This window comes from Streptococcus rupicaprae (assembly GCF_040545225.1).
GTDB lineage: Bacteria > Bacillota > Bacilli > Lactobacillales > Streptococcaceae > Streptococcus > Streptococcus rupicaprae.
Genome location: NZ_JBEPLO010000031.1, coordinates 1 through 25210 on the forward strand (window position 1 = coordinate 1; position 25210 = coordinate 25210).

General features: G+C 45.2%; 24 protein-coding genes and 1 pseudogene. 3 read left to right on the plus strand and 22 right to left on the minus strand.

The annotated features are described in order from the left end of the window. Positions 1 to 921 precede the first annotated feature (921 nt). From fusA to rlmB, 14 genes are all read right to left on the minus strand, one after another. Positions 922 to 3003: an elongation factor G gene (fusA, locus tag ABID29_RS10690; protein WP_354366115.1), complete on the minus strand. Its 2082-nt coding sequence runs from the start codon at positions 3001 to 3003 to the stop codon at positions 922 to 924. A 442-nt stretch (positions 3004 to 3445) separates the two neighbouring features. Next, complete coding sequence (gene rpsG / locus ABID29_RS10695) at positions 3446 to 3916, minus strand: 30S ribosomal protein S7 (protein WP_354366116.1); 471 nt, start codon at positions 3914 to 3916, stop codon at positions 3446 to 3448. Positions 3917 to 3932: 16 nt separating this feature from the next. After that, positions 3933 to 4346 (minus strand): 30S ribosomal protein S12, encoded by a 414-nt coding sequence (rpsL, locus tag ABID29_RS10700; protein ID WP_168549930.1) that lies wholly within the window; start codon positions 4344 to 4346, stop codon positions 3933 to 3935. Between the two features lie 245 nt (positions 4347 to 4591). Next, entirely contained in the window at positions 4592 to 6445 is a 1854-nt protein-coding gene (locus ABID29_RS10705; protein ID WP_354366117.1) for a beta-glucoside-specific PTS transporter subunit IIABC, read from the minus strand. Between the two features lie 68 nt (positions 6446 to 6513). Beyond that, complete coding sequence (gene licT / locus ABID29_RS10710; protein WP_354366118.1) at positions 6514 to 7350, minus strand: BglG family transcription antiterminator LicT; 837 nt, start codon at positions 7348 to 7350, stop codon at positions 6514 to 6516. Between the two features lie 450 nt (positions 7351 to 7800). Continuing rightward, positions 7801 to 8619 (minus strand): pur operon repressor, encoded by an 819-nt coding sequence (gene purR / locus ABID29_RS10715; RefSeq protein ID WP_354366119.1) that lies wholly within the window; start codon positions 8617 to 8619, stop codon positions 7801 to 7803. 131 nt (positions 8620 to 8750) lie between these two features. Further along, on the minus strand, positions 8751 to 9689 hold the full coding sequence (locus ABID29_RS10720) for a 3'-5' exoribonuclease YhaM family protein (RefSeq protein WP_354366120.1): 939 nt from the start codon (positions 9687 to 9689) through the stop codon (positions 8751 to 8753). Beyond that, the gene (locus ABID29_RS10725; RefSeq protein ID WP_354366121.1) at positions 9679 to 10929 is read right to left on the minus strand and encodes a DNA recombination protein RmuC; all 1251 of its coding nucleotides are present in this window, start codon (positions 10927 to 10929) and stop codon (positions 9679 to 9681) included. The genes ABID29_RS10720 and ABID29_RS10725 overlap by 11 nt, the downstream gene beginning before the upstream one ends. Positions 10930 to 10931: 2 nt before the next feature. Beyond that, complete coding sequence (locus tag ABID29_RS10730) at positions 10932 to 11558, minus strand: thiamine diphosphokinase (RefSeq protein WP_354366122.1); 627 nt, start codon at positions 11556 to 11558, stop codon at positions 10932 to 10934. Continuing rightward, a complete protein-coding gene (rpe, locus tag ABID29_RS10735; RefSeq protein WP_354366123.1) occupies positions 11551 to 12210 on the minus strand; it encodes a ribulose-phosphate 3-epimerase in 660 nt (219 codons plus the stop codon). The genes ABID29_RS10730 and rpe overlap by 8 nt, the downstream gene beginning before the upstream one ends. Before the next feature lie 89 nt (positions 12211 to 12299). Then, a complete protein-coding gene (gene rsgA, locus ABID29_RS10740) occupies positions 12300 to 13175 on the minus strand; it encodes a ribosome small subunit-dependent GTPase A (RefSeq protein WP_354366124.1) in 876 nt (291 codons plus the stop codon). Positions 13176 to 13480: 305 nt separating this feature from the next. After that, positions 13481 to 13627: a hypothetical protein gene (locus ABID29_RS10745; protein WP_354366125.1), complete on the minus strand. Its 147-nt coding sequence runs from the start codon at positions 13625 to 13627 to the stop codon at positions 13481 to 13483. A 205-nt stretch (positions 13628 to 13832) separates the two neighbouring features. After that, entirely contained in the window at positions 13833 to 14351 is a 519-nt protein-coding gene (locus ABID29_RS10750; RefSeq protein WP_354366126.1) for an NYN domain-containing protein, read from the minus strand. Between the two features lie 48 nt (positions 14352 to 14399). Beyond that, a complete protein-coding gene (rlmB, locus tag ABID29_RS10755) occupies positions 14400 to 15128 on the minus strand; it encodes a 23S rRNA (guanosine(2251)-2'-O)-methyltransferase RlmB (RefSeq protein ID WP_354366127.1) in 729 nt (242 codons plus the stop codon). Positions 15129 to 15383: 255 nt separating this feature from the next. Here rlmB and ABID29_RS10760 point away from each other — a divergent pair, with 255 nt between their 5' ends. Genes ABID29_RS10760 through ABID29_RS10770 form a run of 3 tightly spaced genes read left to right on the plus strand, consistent with a single transcriptional unit; the run spans position 15384 to position 18369 of the window. Continuing rightward, the gene (locus ABID29_RS10760) at positions 15384 to 16232 is read left to right on the plus strand and encodes a PRD domain-containing protein (protein ID WP_354366128.1); all 849 of its coding nucleotides are present in this window, start codon (positions 15384 to 15386) and stop codon (positions 16230 to 16232) included. Then, positions 16216 to 17613 (plus strand): PTS transporter subunit EIIC, encoded by a 1398-nt coding sequence (locus ABID29_RS10765; protein ID WP_354366129.1) that lies wholly within the window; start codon positions 16216 to 16218, stop codon positions 17611 to 17613. The genes ABID29_RS10760 and ABID29_RS10765 overlap by 17 nt, the downstream gene beginning before the upstream one ends. A 3-nt stretch (positions 17614 to 17616) precedes the next feature. Further along, entirely contained in the window at positions 17617 to 18369 is a 753-nt protein-coding gene (locus tag ABID29_RS10770) for a ChbG/HpnK family deacetylase (protein ID WP_354366130.1), read from the plus strand. A 57-nt stretch (positions 18370 to 18426) separates the two neighbouring features. Here ABID29_RS10770 and ABID29_RS10775 read toward each other — a convergent pair whose 3' ends face one another. The 8 genes and pseudogenes from ABID29_RS10775 to ABID29_RS10810 form a co-directional block, all read right to left on the minus strand. Next, positions 18427 to 18831: a Mini-ribonuclease 3 gene (locus ABID29_RS10775; RefSeq protein WP_354366131.1), complete on the minus strand. Its 405-nt coding sequence runs from the start codon at positions 18829 to 18831 to the stop codon at positions 18427 to 18429. Further along, complete coding sequence (cysS, locus tag ABID29_RS10780) at positions 18824 to 20167, minus strand: cysteine--tRNA ligase (RefSeq protein ID WP_354366132.1); 1344 nt, start codon at positions 20165 to 20167, stop codon at positions 18824 to 18826. The genes ABID29_RS10775 and cysS overlap by 8 nt, the downstream gene beginning before the upstream one ends. Positions 20168 to 20391: 224 nt before the next feature. Continuing rightward, entirely contained in the window at positions 20392 to 21168 is a 777-nt protein-coding gene (locus ABID29_RS10785) for a nucleoside phosphorylase (RefSeq protein ID WP_354366133.1), read from the minus strand. Next, the gene (locus tag ABID29_RS10790) at positions 21165 to 21314 is read right to left on the minus strand and encodes a hypothetical protein (protein WP_354366134.1); all 150 of its coding nucleotides are present in this window, start codon (positions 21312 to 21314) and stop codon (positions 21165 to 21167) included. The genes ABID29_RS10785 and ABID29_RS10790 overlap by 4 nt, the downstream gene beginning before the upstream one ends. Positions 21315 to 21330: 16 nt before the next feature. Further along, the gene (locus ABID29_RS10795) at positions 21331 to 21738 is read right to left on the minus strand and encodes a GNAT family N-acetyltransferase (protein ID WP_354366135.1); all 408 of its coding nucleotides are present in this window, start codon (positions 21736 to 21738) and stop codon (positions 21331 to 21333) included. 8 nt (positions 21739 to 21746) lie between these two features. Next, positions 21747 to 22370: a serine O-acetyltransferase gene (cysE, locus tag ABID29_RS10800; protein ID WP_354366136.1), complete on the minus strand. Its 624-nt coding sequence runs from the start codon at positions 22368 to 22370 to the stop codon at positions 21747 to 21749. A gap of 209 nt (positions 22371 to 22579) precedes the next feature. After that, positions 22580 to 24817: a polyribonucleotide nucleotidyltransferase gene (gene pnp / locus ABID29_RS10805; protein WP_354366137.1), complete on the minus strand. Its 2238-nt coding sequence runs from the start codon at positions 24815 to 24817 to the stop codon at positions 22580 to 22582. A gap of 229 nt (positions 24818 to 25046) precedes the next feature. After that, positions 25047 to 25210 (minus strand): annotated as a pseudogene (locus tag ABID29_RS10810) (ISAs1 family transposase); the annotation flags it as partial.

The following is a 25210-nucleotide window of genomic DNA, read 5'->3' on the forward strand; positions in this document are numbered from 1 at the left end:
CCTGATCCCAGTCCGACTGGTCCCAGAGCTGAATATAGTAATCCTTACGAGTCTTGTGGACAATCCCTGTTACCTTGGCATAAATCGTTTCAAATTTCATGATTCCCTCCTAAAGCTTGATTTTAGAAAGAGTATAATCTATCTGACAATAAATTATCCAAGGATTTCATAAACGGTCGGTTTTTAAGCATGAACGGTTAAATGTCATCGGGAGGCAGAGTGATTTCCTAATGCGACCACTTAGTTTTTTTACTTCATAACTACATTTATCACAACGCCTCCTACGTTTTTTAAATCCTTCTGTAATATCTAGACTATAAAATGGCAATGTTTTTCTATATGACTGAGAATCTTCACCGAGTGCTCTTATTGAATTTTGGATTCAGATACTCCAAGTCTTCTTACGATTAATCAATAGGCTTGTTGACGTTAATTTTAGACTCACTAACTTGACGCAGTGATTGGAAGCCTCAATACCAATCACAGCTGATTGCAAGTTTTTCTACCTTTCAAGTTCAAAGATTCATTGATTCATTTAATAATTGAGAAAACTTTGTTTGCTAGTTTTCCAATCCCAAACATTCACTCCTTTGACTGTGTTCGCACACTGATTTCAATAATCCCACTCTCAACAGTTACTCCCTTGATTATTGAATATGCGGTGTTAGAAGGTAGAAATTAAATTGACAGTAGCAATTTCAAGCACTCTAAGGATACCATTTCAGCTCGATCTTTGAAATCAATGAGAGCGTTTGTCGAACGACCTTTAATTCGCTGGGCTCCTTTTACAAACTCATTCTCATAAGTTCTTTTCATAAAAAAACACCCCTAATCGTTAGATTTTCTAACTTTTGGGGTGCGATTCAATTTCCTTATAGGATTTTTTATTTTAAGGAGGTTAGCTAGGAGCAATCAATACTCTTATGCTTCGCCCTTGTTTTTCTTGATAATTTCTTCTTGTACAGACTTAGGTACATCTTCGTAGTGGTCAAAGACCATCATGAAGGTACCACGCCCTTGAGTTGCTGAACGAAGTACAGTTGCATAACCGAACATTTCAGCAAGTGGCACGTAAGCACGAACAACTTGAACGTTACCGCGAGCTTCCATACCATCTACACGACCACGACGAGCAGTTACGTGACCCATAACGTCACCCAAGTTGTCTTCAGGAGCAGTGATGGTTACAAGCATCATTGGCTCAAGGATAACTGGTTGAGCTGATTTAGCAGCTTCTTTCAAAGCAAGTGAAGCCGCCACCTTGAAGGCTGTTTCAGATGAGTCGACATCGTGGTATGAGCCATCGAAGAGTTTCGCTTTGACATCAACCATTGGGTAACCAGCAAGAACACCGTTAGCCATAGATTCTACGAGACCTTTTTCAACCGCTGGGATGAATTCACGTGGAACCACACCACCAACGATAGCATTCTCGAACTCGAAACCTTTACCTTCTTCGTTTGGTGTGAATTCGATCCAAACGTCACCGAATTGACCTTTACCACCAGACTGGCGTTTGAAGAAACCACGTGCTTGAGTTGAAGCGCGGAAGGTTTCACGGTAAGATACCTGAGGTGCACCAACGTTAGCTTCAACCTTGAATTCACGACGCATACGGTCAACAAGGACATCCAAGTGCAACTCACCCATACCTGAGATAACTGTTTCACCAGTTTCTGGGTTAGTTTCAACACGGAAGGTTGGATCTTCTTCAGCCAATTTAGACAGAGCGATACCCATCTTATCTTGGTCAGCTTTAGACTTAGGCTCAACCATGAGTTGGATAACTGGTTCTGGAACGTTGATTGATTCAAGGATGATTTTTGCCTTCTCGTCAGTCAATGAGTCACCAGTAGTCGTGTCTTTCAAACCAACGGCAGCAGCAATGTCACCAGAGTAAACCGTTTCGATTTCTTGACGGCTGTTGGCGTGCATTTGAAGGATACGTCCGATACGCTCACGCTTACCTTTAGACGTGTTCATCACGTATGAACCTGAGTTAAGAACACCTGAGTAAACACGGAAGAAGGTCAAGCGACCTACGAATGGGTCAGTCATAATCTTGAAGGCAAGGGCCGCAAATGGCTCTTCGTCAGATGATGGACGCTCTTCTTCGGCATCTGTATCTGGGTTGATCCCTTTGATAGCAGGGATATCAATTGGGCTTGGCAGGTAGTCAAGCACCGCATCAAGCATCAACTGAACACCCTTGTTTTTGAAGGCAGAACCACAAAGAACTGGGAAGAATTCAACGTTGATGGTTGCCTTACGGATACCAGCTTTCAATTCCTCTTCAGTGATTTCTTCACCTTCAAGGTACTTCATCATGAGCTCTTCATCAGTTTCAGCTACGGCTTCGACCAATTTTTCACGGTATTCTTGAGCTTGCTCAAGGTACTCAGCTGGGATATCTTCTTCGCGGATATCTGTACCAAGGTCGTTGGTGTAGATTTCAGCCTTCATCTTGATCAAGTCGATGATACCAGTGAAGTCATCTTCCGCACCGATTGGCAACTGGATTGGGTGCGCATTTGCTTGCAAACGGTCATGCAAAGTAGATACTGAGTAAAGGAAGTCCGCACCGATTTTGTCCATCTTGTTGGCAAATACGATACGTGGTACGCGGTACTCAGTTGCTTGGCGCCATACTGTTTCAGTTTGTGGTTCTACACCTGACTGTGAGTCAAGTACAGTTACCGCACCGTCAAGGACACGGAGTGAACGTTGTACTTCAATGGTGAAGTCCACGTGTCCTGGGGTGTCGATGATGTTAACACGAGTGTCTTTCCACTGAGCGGTTGTCGCAGCAGATGTGATGGTGATACCACGCTCTTGCTCTTGCTCCATCCAGTCCATCTGTGACGCACCTTCGTGAGTTTCACCAAGTTTGTGGATTTTACCAGTGTAGTAAAGGATACGCTCAGTTGTAGTTGTTTTACCGGCATCGACGTGAGCCATGATACCGATGTTACGAGTTTTTGCTAACGAAAATTCGCGTGCCATGAGGTTATGTTCTCCTATTTTTTGTGTGATGGTAATATTATACCATTTTTTTAGAAAGAACGGATAGGCAGGACCTACCCGTTCGAGTTTTCTCTTTTAAGTTGGATGTTGGTAGATAATTCAGCAACAAGTTGCTAAGGAAAGCAAATTGAACTGAACTCGCCCTAAAATCCTAGTGAATTAGAATTAAGTTCGGGCTACAACTCGCATTAAACGAGTTGAATACGGCCGGCATACTGCCAGTGAAAAATGATAATCTTCCTTGATTGCAAGCAATCATCGTCAGATTCCTATTTTTCACTTGTATGCTCGTCCTTAATATACCAAAATTGAACTCGAGCTACAAGTCACTGACAAAAAGATAAAATCTCCTAGAAGCTTAAGCTTCGTCGTCGTTTTTCCTATTTTGTCTAGGACTTGTTTAACGCTCTCGTATCTTAGATTACCAACGGAAGTGTGCGAAGGCACGGTTGGCTTCTGCCATACGGTGGGTGTCTTCACGTTTCTTAACTGCAGCACCTGTATTGTTCGCTGCATCCATGATTTCTTTGGCAAGGCGGTCAACCATAGTATGCTCACCGCGGTTGCGAGCGATAGTTACCAACCAACGAAGACCAAGTGTTGTACGACGTTCTGGACGAACTTCAACCGGTACTTGATAGTTAGAACCACCGACACGGCGTGCGCGTACTTCAAGCAAAGGCATGATGTTTTCCATCGCTGCTTCAAATACTTCAAGTGGTGCATTGCCAGTTGCTTCTTGGATTTGCTCAAAAGCACCGTAAACGATGCTAGCTGCTACACCGCGTTTCCCATCAAGCATGAGACGGTTAATCAAACGGGTAACAAGTTGTGAATGATATAGTGGATCTGCCAAAACTTCGCGTTTTGGTGCACGATTTTTACGACTCATTTGTTACTCTCCCTTCTTACCCTTTTGGACGCTTCGTACCGTACTTAGAACGGCCTTGTTTACGGTTGTTTACACCCGCTGTATCAAGGGCACCACGGACGATATGGTAACGTACCCCTGGAAGGTCTTTTACACGTCCACCGCGGATAAGCACCACGCTGTGCTCTTGCAAATTATGGCCGATACCTGGGATGTAAGCAGTTACTTCAATAAGGTTGCTCAAACGCACACGAGCAAATTTACGAAGGGCTGAGTTGGGTTTTTTAGGCGTCATTGTTCCAACACGTGTTGCAACACCACGTTTTTGTGGTGAAGACACGTTAGTTGTCACTTTGCGGTGGCTGTTGTAGCCAACGTTCAAAGCTGGTGATTTAGATTTTTCTACTTTTGATTTACGCGGTTTGCGAACCAACTGGTTAATTGTAGGCATCTACATACTCCTGTAAAATTTTTAATTTTGGTTGTCCTAGCACCGGTGACAGCCTAGAACTGTGTGTACTTTTGCAACATTTGTCAGCACGTCTCTATACACTTTTGAGAGACCAAAAGTAAAAAGTACCGTTTATCATCATACCATAGCCCTTATCTTTTGTCAAATACTTCTCCCTTTATTTTTAAAAATGTTACTATTTCGCTTGCCACGATCTAGGTAGAATTAGGGAGCTCTGATATGCCTTACATCCCGACAACTGTCATAATTGTCTCTCCTGGTATCGTTTCTACTGCCTTTGTCATCAAGATGTCTAAATATGTTCCTCCATTGGTAATGACTACAGCGGTTGTCAAATCAAACCCTTGACTCTCCAAGGACTGCTGATCAAATTGGATGAGAACCTGTCCTAGCTCAATGGTATCACCAACAGATACTGAAGCAATAAACCCTTGACCCTGAGCTTGCACCGTATCAATGCCGATATGGATCAATAACTCAACCCCCTCTTCCGAGATCAAACCGATAGCATGCTGGGTAGGAAAAAGGCTAGTCACTTGCCCATGAACAGGTGAAAACAGGATTCCTTGGTCAGGTCTTATAGCAAGTCCCTTGCCAAAAGTGCCACTAGCAAAAACAGGATCGGGCATCTCCTCCAAGGGAATAACCTGACCTCCCAAAGGGCTCGATATCGTCGCTGAATGATGGACCAGTCGCTGAGTCGATTCTCCCAAGTCTGTCGCTTCATTAGAATCCGGAAACCTCATCCAATAGGTCAAAAGAAAGCCCGATGCAGTGGCTATAAGCATAGCCACTATAGCTTGGAGTAGATTAGCAAGGTCCTGTCCCTTCGGATCAACAAAATTAGCCAAGGCAAAAATTCCTAGACCACCCATGGTAAAGGAATGGGTGGCGGTCCAGCCGATATAAGCCCCCTGAATAGCACCGCCGAGATTACTAGCCCAAAAAGGAAAGCGCAGAGGCAGACTCAAACCATAAATAGCCGGCTCAGTCACACCAAACAGGGCCGATAAGGCTGTCGGAAAACCCATGCGCCGTTTATGCTTGTCTTTTGTCTTTAAAATGATAGCGAGAACTGTTCCCAATTGGGAGAAGCTAACAAAGGTGATAATGGCCAACAATGGCGAGAAACCTTGTTGTTCCATTTGAATAGTCATAATCGGAATTAAGCCCCAATGGAGTCCAAACAAAACCAGAACCTGCCAGAGTCCGCCTAGAACCAAACCAAGCAAGATAGGACTGAAATGATAGAGTCCCTGGAAAAACATGCCTACGCCATTTGACAAGGTGATGCTAATCGGACCTAAAATTAGCAGGGTAAGCGGTACTGTTACAATTAAGGTTAAAAAAGGGACCAGAAAAACTTTCACCATATCAGGCACTACTTTTTTTAGCCAGCCCTCCACAATAGAGGCAAACCAGACTGCAATGATGATAGGAAGCACTGTCTGATAATAGCCACCTGGAGGAAGGCTGATAGGGAAACCTAAAAAATTCGGAAGTTCTTGTGCCAGATTGAGGCTAGGATAAAGAAGGGCCGCCGCCAATGCAACACCCGTGAATAAATGCAACCTGAAATAGGAGGTCGCATTGATTGCAAGAACTATCGGTAGAAATTGTGAAAAACCATCTCCAGTTGCTTCCAAAAGGACATATACACCACTATTTTCTGCCGTAAAACCGTAGAATGTCAAAATAGCCACAATCCCTTTGATCATTGACGTCGCTACCAAAACGCCCATCGATGGTTGAAATACGGCCGAGACCACTCCTATAAAGTTATCCCACAAATTCCCCGAGTCTCGTTTGGCACGATCCGTCTTATCCTTCAAGGAAGAAATCTCCAAAAGCTTAGCATACACATCAGCCACATGGTGGCCAATAACAATCTGGAACTGGCCTCCCGCTTGAACGAGTGCCAAGGCATCTGGATGGGCTTCGAGGTAAGTTTTGTCTACTAAACTGTCATCCTTTAGCCTAAACCGCAAACGCGTCAAACAGTGGCTAACCTGCTGGACATTCCCTTCTCCCCCAACGGCTTGTAGGAGTTCCCTAGCTAATAATTCATACTTTTGCATGCATTTTCCTTTACCGATTGAAAATCCCTAGATCATTGTTCTGACCTAGGGGAGTAGCTACCAGCTCTTTACTCTTTTGTGGTTGATCGCTGAATGTGGATGGTCAGATAGACAAGCTCATCTTGAGATACCTGAAATTGATAACTAGCTTGGACATACTTTCCTAAAAGTTCTGCACAAGCAAACGCCTTAGGATAATTGAGTTTTACCTGGTCAAACAAGAAACCATCCTTTGTATCTGTGTTTTGGCCGGATAAGACACGTTGCGCAAAATACTGCAGATGCGTTACGAAGCGCATATAAGACATGCTGCTCTCATCAAACTCCATCACATAAAAACGTCTGACAATATTGATCAATTCTTGGATTAACTTAGTGGCCTTTAAGGTGTCATCCATCTGCTGGACATTTTTTTGGCCATTGACAAAATGCAGAGCGATAGATGCTGCTTCATCTTCTGGAATTTCTAAGCTAAAACTTTCATTGAGCAATTTTACCGCTTCAAGTCCTAGCTGGTATTCTGGCTTGTAGAATTTTTTGACCTCCCAAACCAGAGGATTTTTGATAAAAATCCCTTGAGCAGCCCTTTCCAAGACGAAGTGCAAATGGTCGGCCAAGGCTAAGTAAAAATGATCGTTATAATCAACCTCTAGGACCAGGGCAGCCTTAGAAACAATGGCTTGGAAAATATCAACTTCCTTAGGCGTCAAAGTCGTGTAGAGTCCTGAGACAGCGGAAGTAAACTGCGTTTCGGATAAGACAAAGATCTTTTCTATCAGTGATTCGTCCAATTGGTCTCCTGTTTTCTTTTGAAATCCTAGACCTCGTCCCATCACAATCGCTTCCTGACCTTGGGCATCTTGCACCAGGACAACATTATTATTGAAGACCTTGATGGCTTCCATTAGATGCTCCTCCTCTGATTTCTCATCTTCTCTATAATAGCATGCCAGTTTCTAAATTGCAACTATAGTAGAGGAATAACACAAGAAAACTAAGAATCTGTATTCACAATAGGGATACTAAGCTAATTAGGCTAGTTTTGGGCCAAATGAGAACAATTTGTTGCAGGAATAATGCCCGTATTTCCAGGACATCTGATAGTGAGTAGGTTAAAATTAGCCTATTCTAGTCAATGTTTCTATTGTGAATACAGGTTCTAAGACACGGTATCTAACAGCCATCTGGGTCAAATCTGCCCTTATCAGTCCCAAACCTGCATAGAGATGGTTGTCTCGCCCGACTGCCATTCTTATTTTGTCATATTCTGAATCAGTATAACTCTAAAGCCTCTCATATTGAAACAATAAAAAGCAATGCCCTTCTTGATCAGAGCACTACTCTTTTGCTTTTCATCACTGGTCGTCAAACATGTTCCCCAATTCAACATCAATGACATTATTCTGCGTATCGATATTGGTCACTGAAAGGAGAGACTTGTAGGGAACCCCTTCACGTTTGCTTTGGATATTGTCTGCAAATACAGCCACTCCTGCTAGACTGCTATCAAATTCAGTCAACAAACTGATCATCCCATTGATGGTACCGCCACCCTTTAAGAAATCATCCACGATCAGCACCCGACTGCCAGGTTTCAAACTGCGCTTGGACAAGAACATTTTCTCAATCCGGCCACTTGAGCCCGAAGCATAGTTGACAGATACTGTAGAACCTTCTGTGATTTTGAGGTCTCGGCGGACAATCACAAAAGGAACATTTAAGACATCCGCAATCGCGTTAGCCAAAGGAACCCCCTTGGTCGCCACAGTCATGACTGCATCAATCTTTTGATCCTTAAAGGTCTTGGCAATAATCCTACCGATCTTTTTCAACCAGCTCGGTGTTGATAACAGATCAGATAGGTAAATGTAACCTCCTGGTAAAATACGGTTGCTTTCTGACAAGCGATCTCTAAGTGCTTCTGCTACCTGACGCGCTTCTTGGTCAGAAATCGATGGCGTAAAGACAACGCCTCCCCCTGCCCCTGTCACAGTTGTAATGTAACCAATCTCACTAGCCTCAAAAGCTTTTTTGATAATAGAGATGTCTTCAGAAATCGAAGATTTGGCAGATTCATAACGTTCTGCAAAATTGGTCAGACTGGTCAGTTCATAGGGATGATTGATGAGGTAGTTTGAAATCAGTACCATACGTTCACTTCGTCTTATTTTCATCCATTCGTCCTCTTTTTTGAATTTTCTTCTATTATAACACATTAATTAAAAAACGAACTATTTTTACATTCAAAAGTCCGTTTTTCGTTTTTATTGAGATTTTAGGAAAAAGATAATGCGCTGTTCCCTGCTCACAAGTTGGGCTTGTAAAAAGAACGGTGGTCCATGGCAAAGAGGCGGTTGGTCATTTCACCAGGCGCAATCTTATCCAGAGCAGTAATCATCATCATCATCTCGGCATCAATATTATCGATCATGTGTAAGATTTCAGCCTCCATAATCTGAGGACGAACAGGGCTGCCATATTCCAACAAGCCATGATGGCTGAGAATAACATGCCGCAGGACGGTCACTTCTTCCTTGGTATCGTCAATCCCTAATTCGATCAAGGCCTTAGTGATTTCTTCATCAATTAGAGCGATATGCCCAATAAGGTTGCCTCGAACCGTATAGGAGGTGTCGTCTGGACCAGACAGCTCAATGACCTTGGCCAGGTCATGCAACATGATTCCCGCAAAGAGCAAGCTCTTATTGAGCTGAGGATAGATATCCCCGATCGCATCCGCCAAACGGACCATGGTCGCTGTATGATAAGACAAACCCGCATAAAAGGCATGATGGTTGGTTTTAGCAGCTGGGTAGCTGTAAAATTCCCTTTCATACTTGGCGTATAAGCTACGCACCAAGCGCTGCCAGGTCGCATTTTCAATCCGGAAAATCATCTGCTGGAGATAGTCCTTGGTGTTTGAGATATCAACGGGTGGTTTCTCTTTAAATTCCCCTGGATCGGTGGGCTCACCAGCCTTAGGCAATCTGAGGCTTATCTGGTTGACCTGCGGCGTGTTGTTATAAACCTCTCGCATTCCACGCATGAAGACTACCTTTCCAGCAGTAAATTCAGCTACATTGTAGGGCTGAGCGTCCCAGAGTTTGCCTTCAATGGTACCTGTTTCATCCTGAAAAGTGAAGGCCAGGTAATCCTTGCCAGCTCGTGTTTGGCGAAGCTCAGCGGTCTTGATCAGATAGAAGCCCTCAAAGGGCTCATCTTTTTTCATCTGGTTAATTTTCATCTGTTTCCTCCCAGGCCAAGTCTAAGGTAGTCTCCCCTTGTTCGCCTGTTAATTCAATGGTTCTCAGTGCCCGTTCAATGGCCTGTGTACGAGTGGTCAAAAGACTATCAATATTTCGAGAGGCTCGCTCCAGCTGCACTTGTGTTTTCTGCAAGAGGCCACCGAATTTACCAAATTCTGTCTTGACTTGTCCCAAGGTTTTACTGATGTCATCCGCCGATTGCTGAAGGTTTAAGGTTCTAAAACCGACTGACAAGGAATTGAGCAAGGCTGACAGGGTTGATGGACCAGCGACCAAGACATTTTCCGTTCGACGCAGGTCATCAAAGAAGGCCGGCTGACGAACGATTTCTGCGTAGAGTCCTTCTGTCGGTAAAAACATGATGGCAAAGTGTGTGGTTTCGGGTGGGTTGAGGTATTTTTTGTGAATGGATTTTGCAAATCCTTTAACCGCAGCCAATAGAGCTTTTCTGGCTGCTTCGACCTCGGACTTATCACCTGCGTCATAGGCCTCTTCTAGCCGATAATAAGCCTCCAAAGGGAACTTGGCATCGATGGGCAGGTAAACAAGCTGCCCTTGGCTGGTTCCTGGCAATTTTATGGCAAATTCGACTCGCTCGCTAGCACCAGAAACGGCGGCAAATTCGCGTTCGTATTGGCTAGGCGCCATGATATCCTCGATAATGTGAGCCAGTTGAATCTCACCTAGGATCCCCCTGGTCTTGGTGCCAGACAAGACCTTGCTGAGGCTCCCAACATCACGCGCTACCGTCTGCATCTCACCCAGGCCACGGTTGACAGCTTCCAATTGCTTCGAGACTGTCTCAAAGGAGGTCTGCAAGCGGCTTTGAAGAGTCTTCTCTAACTTTTCTTCTACCGTCTGCCTCATGGCTTCCAAGCGCTGGTCGTTGGAGTCTTGCAGACGCAGGAGTCCTTGTTGGACACTATTACGATTCTGTTCTAAACTCTGGGACAGGTCCTGTCTGAAATCGGTCAAATTTTCATAGAGGTCTTTTCGGACAGCTGTTAGCCGATCAGCTGTCTGACTGGTCGCCTGATGAAGGTCCCGCAATTGTTCTTGGTTAGACCTTTCAAGCAGATAGGTCATCTGATCGGCGATACGGTCTGACTGGCCGTCCAACTGGTCTTCCAACTCCCGAATCAGCCAGCTCTGCCTTTGCCAAAGAAGAAAAAGAACCACCAAGACTAGAATCAGTAAGACAATGAGCAATACATCCATAATCAATCCTTACTGTAGATAACGACCAAGTAACCATCTGGCACTGTTACCGAAATAGGCTGGTCTAAAAATTCATTGCTACCGTAGATTTTTCGCTTAAAGTAGCTAGAAGAGGTCAGATTATACTTGGCTTCCTCGATCGTCAACTGCCCCTCACCTTCCAACAAGAAGCCAACATAGTCGTATCCTGGAAGAGGGGTGACTGCCTGCCGCCCCTGAGGATAAAAGGCGATCACGTTTTGGTCATCGACCAGCTGAATCTGGCGCATAAATGGGGCTAGATCAGGATGAGAGGGGAGAAAGACGCTGGACAAGGCATGGTCCATCCGTCCTCCAAGCGCCCCGTAAACCGTGACATGGGCTTCTAGATCCCTTTGAAAGATGGCCTTTAGCCCCATTTCCAGGTCCGTATCATCCTTGTCAACAGCTAGAACAAGGAGCTCCTTGGAGGCTTTCTGAATCCTTTCCAGCTCTGCTGAAGATACCGAATCAAAGTCACCGACTGCCAAATCAAGTGGCAATTCCTTCTCCAAAAGGGTAACAGCACCCCTATCAATCCCCGCGTAGGCCTCAAACATGAGCGGCAACTCAGAAAAAGATCCGCCTGCCAACATTCCCCACCTAACCATTCAACACCTCACGAAGGCTGGCTACACGCTCAGTCACATCTCCCTTGAAGACGTAGGAGCCCGCCACAAAGACATTGGCTCCCGCATCCTTGGTTAAGCCGATGGTTTTGTTATCAATACCACCATCCACTTCAATATCAAAAGACAGGTCTTTGGCTGTTCGTAAGGCGGCAATTTCTTTGATTTTTTCCAACATTTCAGGGATAAAGGCCTGCCCTCCAAAGCCAGGGTTAACGGTCATGACAAGTACCTGGTCTACCAACTCAAGCACATGGGCAATCGCAGAGACAGGCGTTCCAGGGTTTAGCACAACACCTGCCTTGACACCTGCTGCTCGAATTTTTTGGAGGGCTCCGTGGATGTGCTGACTAGTCTCAACATGGATAGTGATAATATCTGCACCAGCTCGCACAAAATTCTCAATGTGCTTTTCAGGGTTAGCAACCATCAGATGGCAGTCAAAAACCAGCTTGCTGTGCGGCCTCATGCTGGCCACCACATCTGCACCAAAGCTGATATTGGGCACGAAATGACCATCCATAATATCCAGATGGACGTATTCGCTGCCTGAAGCTTCTATTTTTTTGAGCTCAGTTTCAAAATTCGCATAATCTGCCGCCAAGATAGATGGGGCAATCTTATCTGTAAACATTTCTTTCTCCTTCATTTAATCAGTAACCAATGTTCAGTTGACTTCATCAGTCCAAATCAACGTCCAAAGCCTGGCTTCTTGATTTCTCACTAGCCTTTTTTAGCAACCTTCTTATAGGTTTCTCGGCGGTTTTCAATCTCGCTTAAAAACAAGAGGTAATGGTCGAAGCGGCTTTGGGCCAAATTCTCCGTGCCTGCTAGAGGTTTGACCGCGCAGGCCGGCTCGTGGGTGTGGGTGCAGGTCCGGAATTTGCACCCCTGCGATAAGTCTTTGATTTCGGGGAAGCAGTGATTCAAGGTCTCACTATCTGTTACTTCGTAATCTAACGACGAAAAACCAGGAGTGTCTGCAATTTTACCACCGTAGAGATTGTAGAGACTGACCGCTCTAGTCGTATGCCGCCCTCGACCTAGACTATCTGAGATTTCACCGGTCTCTAAGGCCAAGTCTGGCGCCAATTTATTGAGTAGGGTCGACTTGCCAACACCTGTCTGGCCCATGAAGACCGTCACTCTGTCCTTCAACAGCTCAGGCAGCTCTGCTATGTCCCAAATAACCTCATAACCAATCTGCTGGTAGACCGTGCGAATCCCTTCCAAATCGAGGTCCCCATCCGTCAAAAGATCCGTCTTGCTGATATAAATGATCGGGTGTATCTGCTTATGCTCTAAGAGCACTAAAAAGCGATCGAGGAGGTTGAGGCTGAAATCCGGCTCCTTGGCTGACACGATGACAACCGCTTGGTCGATATTGACAATCGGAGGTCGAACCAAGCTGTTCTTCCGCTCATGAATGGCCAATAGGTACCCTTCAGACTGCTGGTCAGCTGAAAATTCCACATAATCCCCGACATAAGGGGTCTGGCCTTTTTTCCGAAAATTCCCTCTGGCTCTGGTCTGATACACCTGACCGTTCGACTCGACATAATAAAAGCCCGCTAGTGCCTTAACGATAATACCTTGCAATCCCTTTTCCTCACCTTCTTCTTATCCCTATTATAGCAAAATTCAAGGGTTTCTGCTGATTTTTACATAGAAAAAGAGAGTGGGGCAGAAATCGGTCATTCCTTAGAATTCGATTTTCCACACTCTTTTATTTCTAGGTTCGGGATGAAATAATCACTCCCCAAACTGTTTTTGCCCTGACGTCGTCAGCTTTATTGCCAATTTCCAAAGGTCCCCCGGACCTTTGGAACTCTGCAGTGGCAACTCTAAAACTGGCAAAGCCAGTATTGTCTCTTTTTAATTTCTAGGAGGCAACCTTGGACAGCCTAACCCCAGGCTGTCCAAGCTCCCAACCACTGCGTCTTGCTCAACAAATCAAAAATAATTGAGCGGTAAGGACTGTGTCCCATCCCCAGATTACCATCATTCTTTTTGGTGATAAGGGTAAGGACATCTGCTTCTCCCCCAGACACTTTGAAACCCCTGAAGTTCCGAATTAGACCCTTAATATTTCTCCTTCTTAAATTGCAGAAGTGCTTAGGATTACCAACAATCACTCCTTCATCAGATGATTTTAAGGTTGCTTAAGCCTCAATAGGTCAGTAACCAGACCTTTTAAAAAGAGGATTATCACCTTATGCGAACCCGATTTTCTAGTAGTAGACTTCCTGCAAGGCCTCAGGGGTCCAAGGATTGCATGAGGTTTTTTAAGTCTTGCAGTTGATCGCTTGTCAAGGGGCTTAGTCGTGGTGTGTACAGTTCTCTAGTATCTATCAAACGGTCTAAACTCTGTTTATTCTTTAACACTCGCTCTTCTAATTCTCTGGCTGAAACCCGCAGGGCGCCTTGGGAGAAGATGACCCACTGTTCATTGAGATCGCTAGTAGCCACCGATACCAGTTTCCCTGAATCTTTCAGTTCCGCACTCAGTCGCTCAATGTAGCTATCAGCCGTTTCATCTTCCTCAGTAAAGATGACAGTTACCTGAAATTCATCATAGCGCTGTCGCAGGCCGGGCACATGATGGGCGTCAAAGACACAGATAATCTCAATGTGTTCAAAGGCAGCATAATTGGACAAGTGATTGAGAAGAAGATGCCTCGCCTCATCCAAATCTCCTTTCTTGAAAGCCTGCTTGGTCGATTGCCAGAAGGCGATCATGTTGTAGCCATCTACAATTAAAATTTTTTCCTTCATGCTATCCTTTTTTCTATCTCCTTGAACCAAAATAGAGGTGACGCAGCTTTAGGGCCTATTCCGATAGACTTCATACATGAGCACGGCGGCAGCCACACTGGCATTAAGACTCTGGACATGGCCGCTCATGGGAATGGTAATCATCTCGTCCACCTGTTTTTTGATATTAGCAGAAATTCCCTTGCCTTCGTTGCCAATGATGAGGGCCAGCTTACCAGCCGTGTTCCACTTGGTTGACGGTGTACCGTCCATATCTGTCCCAAAAACCCAGAAGCCTCGCTCCTTGAGGATGTCGAGGGTCTGGCTGAGGTTGGTCACACGGGCAATGGGCACATGCTCCACAGCTCCTGTCGAGGTCTTGGCCACCACAGGTGTCACTCCAACGGCACGGTGCTTGGGAATAATCACCCCTGTCACATTGGTGGCGTCAGCGGTTCTCAGGATGGAGCCGAAGTTGTGCGGATCATTGAGCCCATCCAGGATGAGAATGAGGGGATTGTCTGCTGTTTCTGCTCTTTCCAAAATCACCGACAAATCCGCATAGGCAAACTCCGATACCCGCAGGACAAAGCCCTGGTGGACAGCGCCTTCCGTCATCTCGGTCAAGGTCTTCTTGGGCGTCCAGGAGATAGAGACCTTCTTATCAGCGGCAAGAGCCTTCATTTTGTCCACATTCTTGCCCCGCAGGTCGTCCTGGATATAGAGCTTGTTGCCAGTGTTGGCCTGTAAACTTTCGGTAACGGCATGCACGCCGTAAACAATATCATTATGTTCCATGAGTTTATTGTAGCATATTTTTAGAAAAATAGCCCTGAGCCACTAGAATCAATTGACAAACTCGCACCACTATTCCTGCCGAGAATTTTTTTGTTAATCCATTACAGACTATTGACAACGCTTTCGAAATGTATTAAAATAAAACCAATATTAATCGGATTGTTACTCTTCGGAGGCATTACCAACCAACATTAAGGGGGTGGAGTGTGTCTTACGAAGAGTTTTTTATATATCAAATGAGATAAAAGGTGAGATATGAAAGTTATTAAGAAAATCAATAATAATGTTGCAGAATGCATTGATAATAATGGTAAGGAACTTATCGCCTTTGGCAAAGGAATAGGATTTCCAAAAACACCTTATGAGCTAGAAGATTTGTCAAAAATTGACATGACTTTCTACAAACTCAATCCACATTTTGAGTTACTCTTACAGGAATTACCCGAGAATTTGATGCTCCTAAGCGTTGAAATCGTGAACAATGCCCAAAAACAATTGGGTGGTAAGCTTAATCCGACACTAGTCTTTAGCTTGGCAGATCACATTCACTTTGCCATTAAACGCGCCACGGAGATGCAAGAAGTCAAGCTTCTCTTCTCTCAAGATATTGCACAGCTCTATCCTTTAGAAACGCAAATAGCTAAGAAAACGGTAGAACTCATTAACAAGGAGTTAGAGGTCCAACTCCCTGAAAGCGAAGCAACCAGTATAGCACTTCACTTTATCAATAGCAGAGCAGATACTCTCATAACAGAAGATACCCAACATATAGAGGAGTTAATCGAGATTATCACTCAAGTCATAGAAAAGGAGCTAGCGCTCAAAATTGATCGCGATGAGTTTAACTACCATCGTTTTCAAACTCACGTTCGTTACTATCTAAAACGTGCACGTGCAGGGGAACAATTTATTGAAGGCAACGAAATTATTCTTAATAGCTTAAAAAGCTCTCAACCAGCTATCTACCGTGTTGCAATGTCTATCATGGATTATCTGGCAGTTAGCTCTGCCATTATCCCAAATGATGACGAACTACTCTACCTGATGATTCATATCAACAGGCTTTATGAAAAAAATGGAGAATCTCATGACAGATACAAATAAAATCATTGCTGAAAAAGTGCTGGCTGCAGTCGGTGGGAAAGATAATGTGACTAATGCGACTCATTGTATGACGCGATTACGCCTCAACCTGAAGGATACATCTATCCCGAACAAGGATGAGATCGGAGCGATTCCAGGCGTGCTAGCCGTTGTAGAATCAGGCGGTCAATACCAAGTCGTTATCGGACAAAACGTTGCTAAGGTTTATCCAGAATTTGTTTCCCTGGCTAACCTCGCCGTGGAGAAGCAAATCCATGAGAATTTGGATAGGCCGAAGGAAAAATTGACCCTGAAATCCATTGGTTCAAATATTCTAAATTACATGGCTGGGTCTATGACCCCATTGATACCAGCGATGATGGCAGCGGCAATGTTCAGAACAATTCAAGTTATTCTTGGGCCTGATTTACTGAACTGGATATCTGCAAAAAGTGATACTTATGTTCTCTTTGATGCACTATACAATGCTTTTTTCTATTTTATGCCAATTTTTATTGGTTTTTCAGCGGCAAAGAAATTGGGTGCAAGTCAAGTCTTAGGTTTATTTGCAGGGGCTATGTTAGTAGTACCATCATTAGTTGCACTTGATGGACAAAGTTTTAGTATTTATGGTTTCCTTCCAACAAAGATGCATAACTATGCTCAAACTGTCTTGCCAGTGATTCTATCAGTTTGGGTGATGTCTTACATTGAGCGTCTCTTTAAGAAAGTCATTCCGGATGTCCTATCAACAATCTTTGTTCCTTTCTTGACTATTGCAATGTTAGTGCCGATTTCATTTGTTATTTTAGCTCCGCTAGGTGGTTATATTGGTGATCTGATTGGTACGGGGTTAATTGCATTTCATAACATTGGTGGTTTCATTGCTATAGCAGTTGTCGCTGCTTTGTGGGAATTTCTAGTGATGTCTGGTATGCATCAAGTGCTGATTGTTTTTGGTTTGACAGCAATGTTAGAAACTGGTGCAGATCATTTTGTTCTAACAGCTGGTGGAATTGCAACTTGGGCAGCTTTTGGTATGGCACTAGGTGCATTTTTAAAACTAAAAGATAAAAGTGAAAAGTCTTTAGCATTTGGTTATTTTGTGTCAGGTATTGTTGGCGGTGTTACTGAGCCAGTACTTTATGGAGTAGGCTTACGCTATAAACAACCATTTATTGCTTTGGTAATTGGTGGATTTTTAGGCGGGCTCTATGCAGGTATTACTGAGGTTGGTACTTATATCATGGGAGCAACGAACTTTTTGGCCTTGCTCGGCTATGTTGGAGGTGGAACAACTAATACTGTTAACGGTTGCATCTCTGTTGCTATTGCCTTCATAGTGACAGCAGTTCTGACATACGTCATTGGTTTTCCAGCAAAAAAAGAAAAGAAAGGATAGAACATGTCAAAAAAACTCTTACTACGTGCTGATGATCTTGGTTATTCTGAGGCTGTCAACTATGGGATAGAAAAATCTATTAAGGAAGGACTGATTAGAAGCCTAGGTGTCATGGTTAATATGCCAGCGACTGAGCATGGTGTTAACTTAATCAAGGATTGTGATATTGCCCTTGGGGTTCATACCAATATCTGTGCAGAAAGGCCCCTAACAGATCCTAGCTTGATTCCTAGTCTGGTTGATGAAAATGGGTATTTTAAATCCTCTAAGGTGTATAGAGAATCGACGGAGGATTTTGTCGTTTTTGAAGAGGCTATTTTAGAAATTGAAGCCCAATACCATCGCTTTGTCGAACTTTTTGGTAAACAACCTGATTATTTTGAAGGGCATGCTGTCGCGTCGCAAAACTTTTTCAAAGGACTAGAGTACATCGCTGATAAGTACGATCTGAAATACTCTGGTTTTTCGATGGGAGGTGAGCCAATCCTTATCGGCCAATCAATGGTGCGATTCTACATGGAGAGCATGGAACCTGACTATAACCCTCGCACCATGATTGAAAAGATGGTTGCAGAAACAACAGATAGCATCGTCTCTCTCGGTGTCTTTCACCCTGGTTATCTAGATCATTACCTCCTAAACCACTCCAGCCTATTGACTCCTCGTTGTTTGGAAGTAGATATTCTGACAAGTCCCCAAGTCAAAGATTGGATCAGACAGCAGAAAATTGAACTGGTTGACTACAGAGATGTATAGAGCTAATTCATTTAAAAAATCACTCGTGGAAAATTCCATGAGTGATTTTGAATTTGACTAAATACTTTCCTTTCCTTCAACCTTCCCAATGCACCAGGCTATCAGTTCTTCTAAGCGGTCGTAGCGTTCCAGCATGTGGAGGTAGCCTAGGACTGCTTCAAAGCCTGTGGACATTTTATAGGTGATGATGTCCGTATTTTTAGCCTTAGTGTGGGTGTTGGCATTGCGGCCACGCTTGTAAATGGCTTCCTCTTCCTCCGTCAAAAGTTTTTCCTCTAGCATTTTCGTGATTAAGCTGGCCTGGGCCTTGGCCGAGACGTACCGGGTTGCCTTGTAATGGAGCTGGCTAGGTTTGGTCTGCCCTTGAAAGATCAGGTGCCTGCGAATATACATGGAGTAGACCGCGTCTCCTTCAAAAGCCAGGGCCAAGCCGTTAATCAAGGTGATGTCGGTCTTAGTCACGCAACCACCTCACGCCATCCTTGGTGTCCAAGAGCTTAATGCCTTGCTCTGCCAGTTCATCACGGATCCGGTCTGCGGTCGCAAAATCGCGATTAGCGCGAGCTTCTTGACGCTCTGCAATCAAGGCTTCAATGTCTTCATCTAGAACTTCCGTCTTGAAGACAATGCCAAAAACCTCTAACATGCGGGAAAATTCTGCCTGCACCCTTGCGGTGTAGTTGCCTGAGTTGATCCACTTGGCCAAGTCAAAGAGCACCGTCACACCGTTTGCAGCATTGAAGTCATCGTCCATGGCTTCTTCGAAACGCTGGATAAAAGTAGATAGCTCTCCCTCATCCGCTTGCCCGGTCAAGGGCTGTGAATAGGTGTTTTTCAGGTACTTGATATTGGTCTGAGCATCTAGGATGGCTTTTTCAGTATAATTGACCGGACGGCGGTAGTGCTGGGTCGCTAGGAAAAAGCGCAAGACCTGACCATCAACCGTTTCCAACATATCATGGGCTGTGACAAAGTTGCCCAGAGACTTGGACATCTTTTCGTTATCAATGTTGAGCATGGCATTGTGCATCCAGTAGTTGGCAAAGGTCTTGCCAGTTCTGGCTTCTGACTGAGCAATCTCATTGGTGTGGTGGGGGAACTCTAAATCGGCCCCGCCGCCGTGAATGTCAATAGTATCACCAAGAATTTCTGTCGCCATGACAGAACATTCAATATGCCAACCCGGGCGCCCGTCTCCCCATGGACTGGTCCAAGACACCTCGCCCGGTTTGGCCGATTTCCAAAGGGCAAAGTCGACCGGATTTTCCTTGAGAGCTGACTCAGCATCCACACGGCCGCTGGCTCCCAGCTCCAAATCTTCTAGGGTCTTATTGGCGAGCTTGGCATAGTCCTTGGCCTTTTCAACGCGGAAATAGACGTCGCCACCGCTTTCGTAGGCATAGCCTTTGGCCATCAGATCTGCCACAAAAGCGATAATCTCATCCATAAAGTCAATGACTCGGGGGTGGACCGTTGCAGGCTTAACGCCAAGCTTGGTCACATCCTCACGAAAGGCTGCGATGAACTTATCCGCAAAGGCCTTAGTACCCATCTTAGCCTCCGCAGCCCCCTTGATAATCTTATCGTCCACGTCGGTGAAATTAGAAATGTAGGTGACCTCGTAGCCACGGTACTCAAAGTAACGACGAATGGTGTCAAAAGACACGACACTTCGGGCGTTACCGATATGAATGTAGTTGTAAACCGTCGGACCGCAGACATACATCCTGACCTTGCCCTCTTCCAGAGGGACGAAATCCCGCAGACTTCTGGTCATGGTATCATAAATTTTTATCATGGTTTTCCTCATTTTCAGGTCAATAGCAGAGCTGGCAATCATTTATCTTTTGGGGACATTTCCCCAAAGACAGCAGATAGGCTGAGTCAGTCATCTCGGCCGATCAGGGCTCAAAGGAGAACTCCAAAGCCACATCGATTTATGAAAACAGCTCAAACTTTGCAGCCATACTTTCTTCATATTCCTTATTATACCACAGAAAAAAGCCAACTGGGCTGATACAGCTAGCTTTTTTGTTTCTCTAATTCCTTGGCTAAGGTCAAGGCAATCTCAAAGAATCCCAGTAAATTTTCCTCATCGTGACCTTCGCGCATGTCCCATCCTCCCTCAGGGTCCACATAGTCCGAGGTATAAAAGAAATGGTAAGCTTCTTTCTGGCGAAACTGTGCCCAAGCTGCAACAGAGGCCCACTCCATATCGACGACAGTCGCACCTGCTTCCTTGCGGCGCTTGACCTTGGCTGGCGTTTCACGGAAAAAAGCATCCGTCGTCCAAGCCTTGGTCATGGTATAGGGAATACCATGCTTGTCCAGCATCTCTCCAAACCTTGCCAAATGGTCAGCAGGATAGCCAATCTCATCGCTGGCCGGTGCGTAGTGATAAGAAATGCCTTCATCACGAATAGAACTAGTCGGAACGATTAGTTTATTGGTTTCGAGGTTGCCATCCAAGACTCCACAGGTCCCAAAGAGAATGAACTGTTTAAACCCGATGGCTTGGAGCTCTTCCAAGGTCCCAATCAGGGCCGGTGCCCCAAGTTGAGCCAGCATGACAGCCACCTTGATCCCATCTCTTTCATAGATATACCAGGGTTGCTGGCCGTTGATATTGGACTTAAAACCGCCGTAACGCACCCCCTTCATCTGCTGGACTGACTCAAACAAGCTCCCTGAAAAAGGCATAATGATGGTAGCACAAACTTCTTCGATAGCCGTATTTTCTTCAAAGTCAAAGTGCGGTTCAATAACCGCAGGACCAGGTTCAAATTCTTCTAAAATCATTTTTTAACTCCCAGACCCTGCTCCAAGAGATAAACCAGCAAGGTCAATCCAGAAACTGCCACCCACAGCCAATCTTCGCGAAGGGCTGAACGTAGCCCTGTCACAAGGATAAACGCTAGAATGCTCATTTTTGTAGTGGATTTCATTGGTGCCCCTTCTATTTCACAAGAATTTGACAAAGAAATGCTCCGAATAGCCGTCTCGCTCATGGCGATAATGCCCAACTTCCTCATAGCCGATGGCTTTGTAAAAGTCATAGCCCTGCCAGTCAAAGGTGTCCAGACGAATGGTGTTGGCCCCAAGGTTTTTTGCCCTATTTTCCAACTCTTTCATGAGTTCTTTTCCAAACCCCATTCTACGGTACCCTTCTTTGACAAAAACAATCGAGACATAAAGGATGTTGAAGGCTGGCATGGTCGCATCTAGTCCAGCCAATAACTCCCCAGCTTCATCCTTGATTCCAAGAGAGAGATTCCCTTTTCTTGGATAACGAATAAACTGATTGTCATATTGATCCAAGGCTTCTTCAAGCTGCGAGACTTCTGCTGCTGTTAACGCTTCTACTCTCATCATTCCTCCTACAAACCAGAAGAATGGTGGCTGTTGTCGCGCAATTCTTCCAACTTAGAAGTATAGTAACGGCTATCACGTTCTTGCTCTATTTGGTCAATAACCTGTTCATCCTTTTGCCCATGCACTCGGACAACCTTAGCCGGAATCCCAACAACTGTTACATTAGCAGGCACATCAGCTAAAACCACCGAAGCCGCACCAACCTTAGCGTTTTCGCCGATTTCGATGGGGCCAATCAGTTGAGCATGGGCAGAAATCAAAGCGCCTTTGCGAACGGTCGGATGGCGTTTCCCCACATCCTTTCCCGTCCCACCGAGCGTCACCCCGTGATAGAGCATAACCCCTTCCTCAATGATAGCCGTCTCTCCGATAACCAAGCCTGAGCCGTGGTCGATAAAGACCCCAGCAGCAATCTCAGCTCCTGGATGAATTTCAATCTGGGTCCAAAAACGCCAAAACTGACTGTGCATACGGGCCAAAAGTTTAAAATGATGCTCCCAGAGCCAATGGGACAGGCGGTGGGCAGCTAGCGCCTTGACACCAGGGTAGGTCAAGAGTACCTCAGCCGTTGTCCGAGCAGCCGGATCCAGCTCTTTAATGATTGCAATGGTTTTCTTCCACCAGCCCATAGTCCCCTCCTTGCTGCTTTCTTTTCTGATTTTTTATTCCTCATTTAGGGTAAATCCCTAAGTCAATCCATAAAACTGGACAGGCTATTCAGAGTCCTCAGACAAATCCAGCCTGCCCAGTCTTTCTCAAAGCACCTTAGGGATAATCACCCATCCAACTCATCCAGCCAAAGTAACTAGACAACATTAAGACTGTTTATCGCTGAAAACTAGTCTTTTTTGACCTCGTGGAACTTAAGACCGCCAAAGCTATTATCATCATGACGTGGTTTGCGGTTGTGGTGCGGTTTGTCGTGTGATTTGTGCTCACGTGGACGGCGTTCAGATTTAGTCTGCTCTTCTACCCCTTCTGGCTTAGGAAGGAGGGCCTTCATAGAGGCGTCCACTCGGCCACGGTCATCAATCTTGATGATCTTGACATCGACTTCGTCACCAATCTCGACCAAATCTTCCACACGATTGGTCCGTGCCCAGGCCATTTCTGAAATATGCACCATGGCATCCGTCTTTTCAAAGAGGTTGACAAAGGCACCGAACTTCTCGATACGAACGACCTTGGCCTTGTAGACCTCGCCGACCTTAGCTTCACGTACAAGGCTTGCAATAATGTCTTTAGCACGGTTAATGGCGTCTTGGTCAGAAGAGTAAATGGCCACATTGCCTTCTTCGTCGATATCGATCTTAACGCCAGTCTCTGCGATAATCTTATCGATGGTCTCGCCACCTTTACCGATAACCACCTTAATCTTGTCCACATCAATCTTGATGGTGTCAATCTTCGGTGCAGTTGGTGCCAATTCTGGACGCACTTCTGGAATGGTTGCTTCGATTACATCCAAGATTTCAAAGCGGGCTTTCTTGGCTTGGGCCAAAGCTTCTTCCAAGATTTGTGGGGTAATCCCGTCAATCTTGATATCCATTTGAAGGGCCGTAATCCCGTCACGGGTACCAGCTACCTTGAAGTCCATGTCGCCGAAGTGGTCTTCCAAACCTTGGATATCGGTCAAGACAGTGTAGTTGGTTCCATCGGAAATAAGTCCCATGGCAATCCCTGCAACAGGGGCCTTGATTGGCACACCACCTGCCATGAGGGCAAGAGTACCTGCTGTGATGGAAGCCTGTGAAGACGAACCGTTTGATTCCAAGACTTCTGCTACCAAACGAATGGCATAAGGGAAGTCTTCTAAGCTTGGCAAGACCTGCTCTAGGGCACGTTCCCCAAGAGCACCGTGTCCAATTTCCCGACGGCCTGGTGCACCGTAACGACCAGTTGAGCCGACAGAATATTGTGGGAAATTGTAGTGGTGCAAGAAGCGTTTCTTGTATTCCGGCTCTAAACCGTCGATGATTTGGGTTTCCCCCATCGGAGCAAGAGTCAAAACAGACAAGGCCTGGGTCTGACCGCGGGTAAAGAGACCAGAACCATGGACATTTGGCAAATAGTCCACTTCGGCATCCAAGGGACGAATTTCATCCACACGGCGGCCGTCAGGACGGATTTTATCTTCCGTGATCAATCGACGCACTTCTGCGTGCTCCATCAACTCCAAGATTTCGTGAACATCGCGCATAATACGGTCATGCTCCTCATGGTCTGCATAACGCTCTTCATAGGCTTCGATGACGCGTTCACGCACGGCATTGGTCGCATCTTCACGGGCCAATTTTTCCTCGACCTGAACAGCCTTTTTCAGGTCTTCATTGTAGGCTGCGACGATTTCTGCCTGCAAGTCTGGATCCACTTGGAGTAATTCAACGTCTGCTTTTTCCTTGCCGACTGCTGCGACGATTTCATTTTGGAAGTCAAGGAGTTTCTGGATTTCTGCGTGTCCCAATAGCAGAGCTTCCAACATAATCTCTTCTGAGAGTTCTTTGGCGCCAGACTCCACCATGTTGATGGCATCCTTGTTACCAGCTACGGTCAATTCAAGCAGAGAGGTTTCCTGTTGCGCCTTGTCTGGATTGATGATGAATTCTCCATTGGCATAACCAACCTGTACACCAGCGATTGGACCATTAAAGGGAATATCAGAAATCGCAAGCGCAAGGGAAGACCCAAACATAGCTGCCATAGGTGCAGAAGCGTCTGGATCGTAAGAAAGAACGGTGTTAATAACCTGCACCTCGTTGCGGAAACCTTCTGCAAACATGGGGCGAATCGGACGGTCAATGAGTCGCGCAGTCAAGGTCACATCCGTTGACGGACGGCCTTCGCGTTTCATCCAGCCACCAGGAAATTTCCCTGCTGCGTACATTTTTTCTTCATAGTTAACTTGTAGTGGGAAAAAATCTCCTGTCGCCATTTTCTTGGACATCACAGCTGCTGTGAGTACTGTTGAATCTCCGTAGCGCACTACGACTGCACCGTTGGCTTGCTTGGCAACTTGTCCAGTTTCGACCACCAATTTGCGGCCTGCAAAAATTGTTTCAAATACCTGTTTCGACATTGAACACTCCTCAATTATCTTTTTTAGTGCTACGTGTTTTCCACAAAGTTCAACCTAGTGAAAGAGCATACTGGGCTCAACTTTGCACAAAACCACGTATCCTCCCTATTTTACCATATTTCTAGAAAAATAGGGGCATAAGCACGCCGTACGCATGAAAATTTTCTCTTCATCCTTTTGTGCCCTGACATCACTTTTGAAAAGGTACCTTTTCAAATCAATCATCTTCTTAACCTCTTTTTCCAAATAATTGGACTAAATAATCTTCCAAATGGACAGAAATATAGCGTTGTTTGCAGCGATAACTGAGATCTTTTTTAGGAAATACCATCACCTTTAGAAAATATAAGCACATTTTTCGGATAAGATTTAGATTAAATGCTGCTCTTTTAT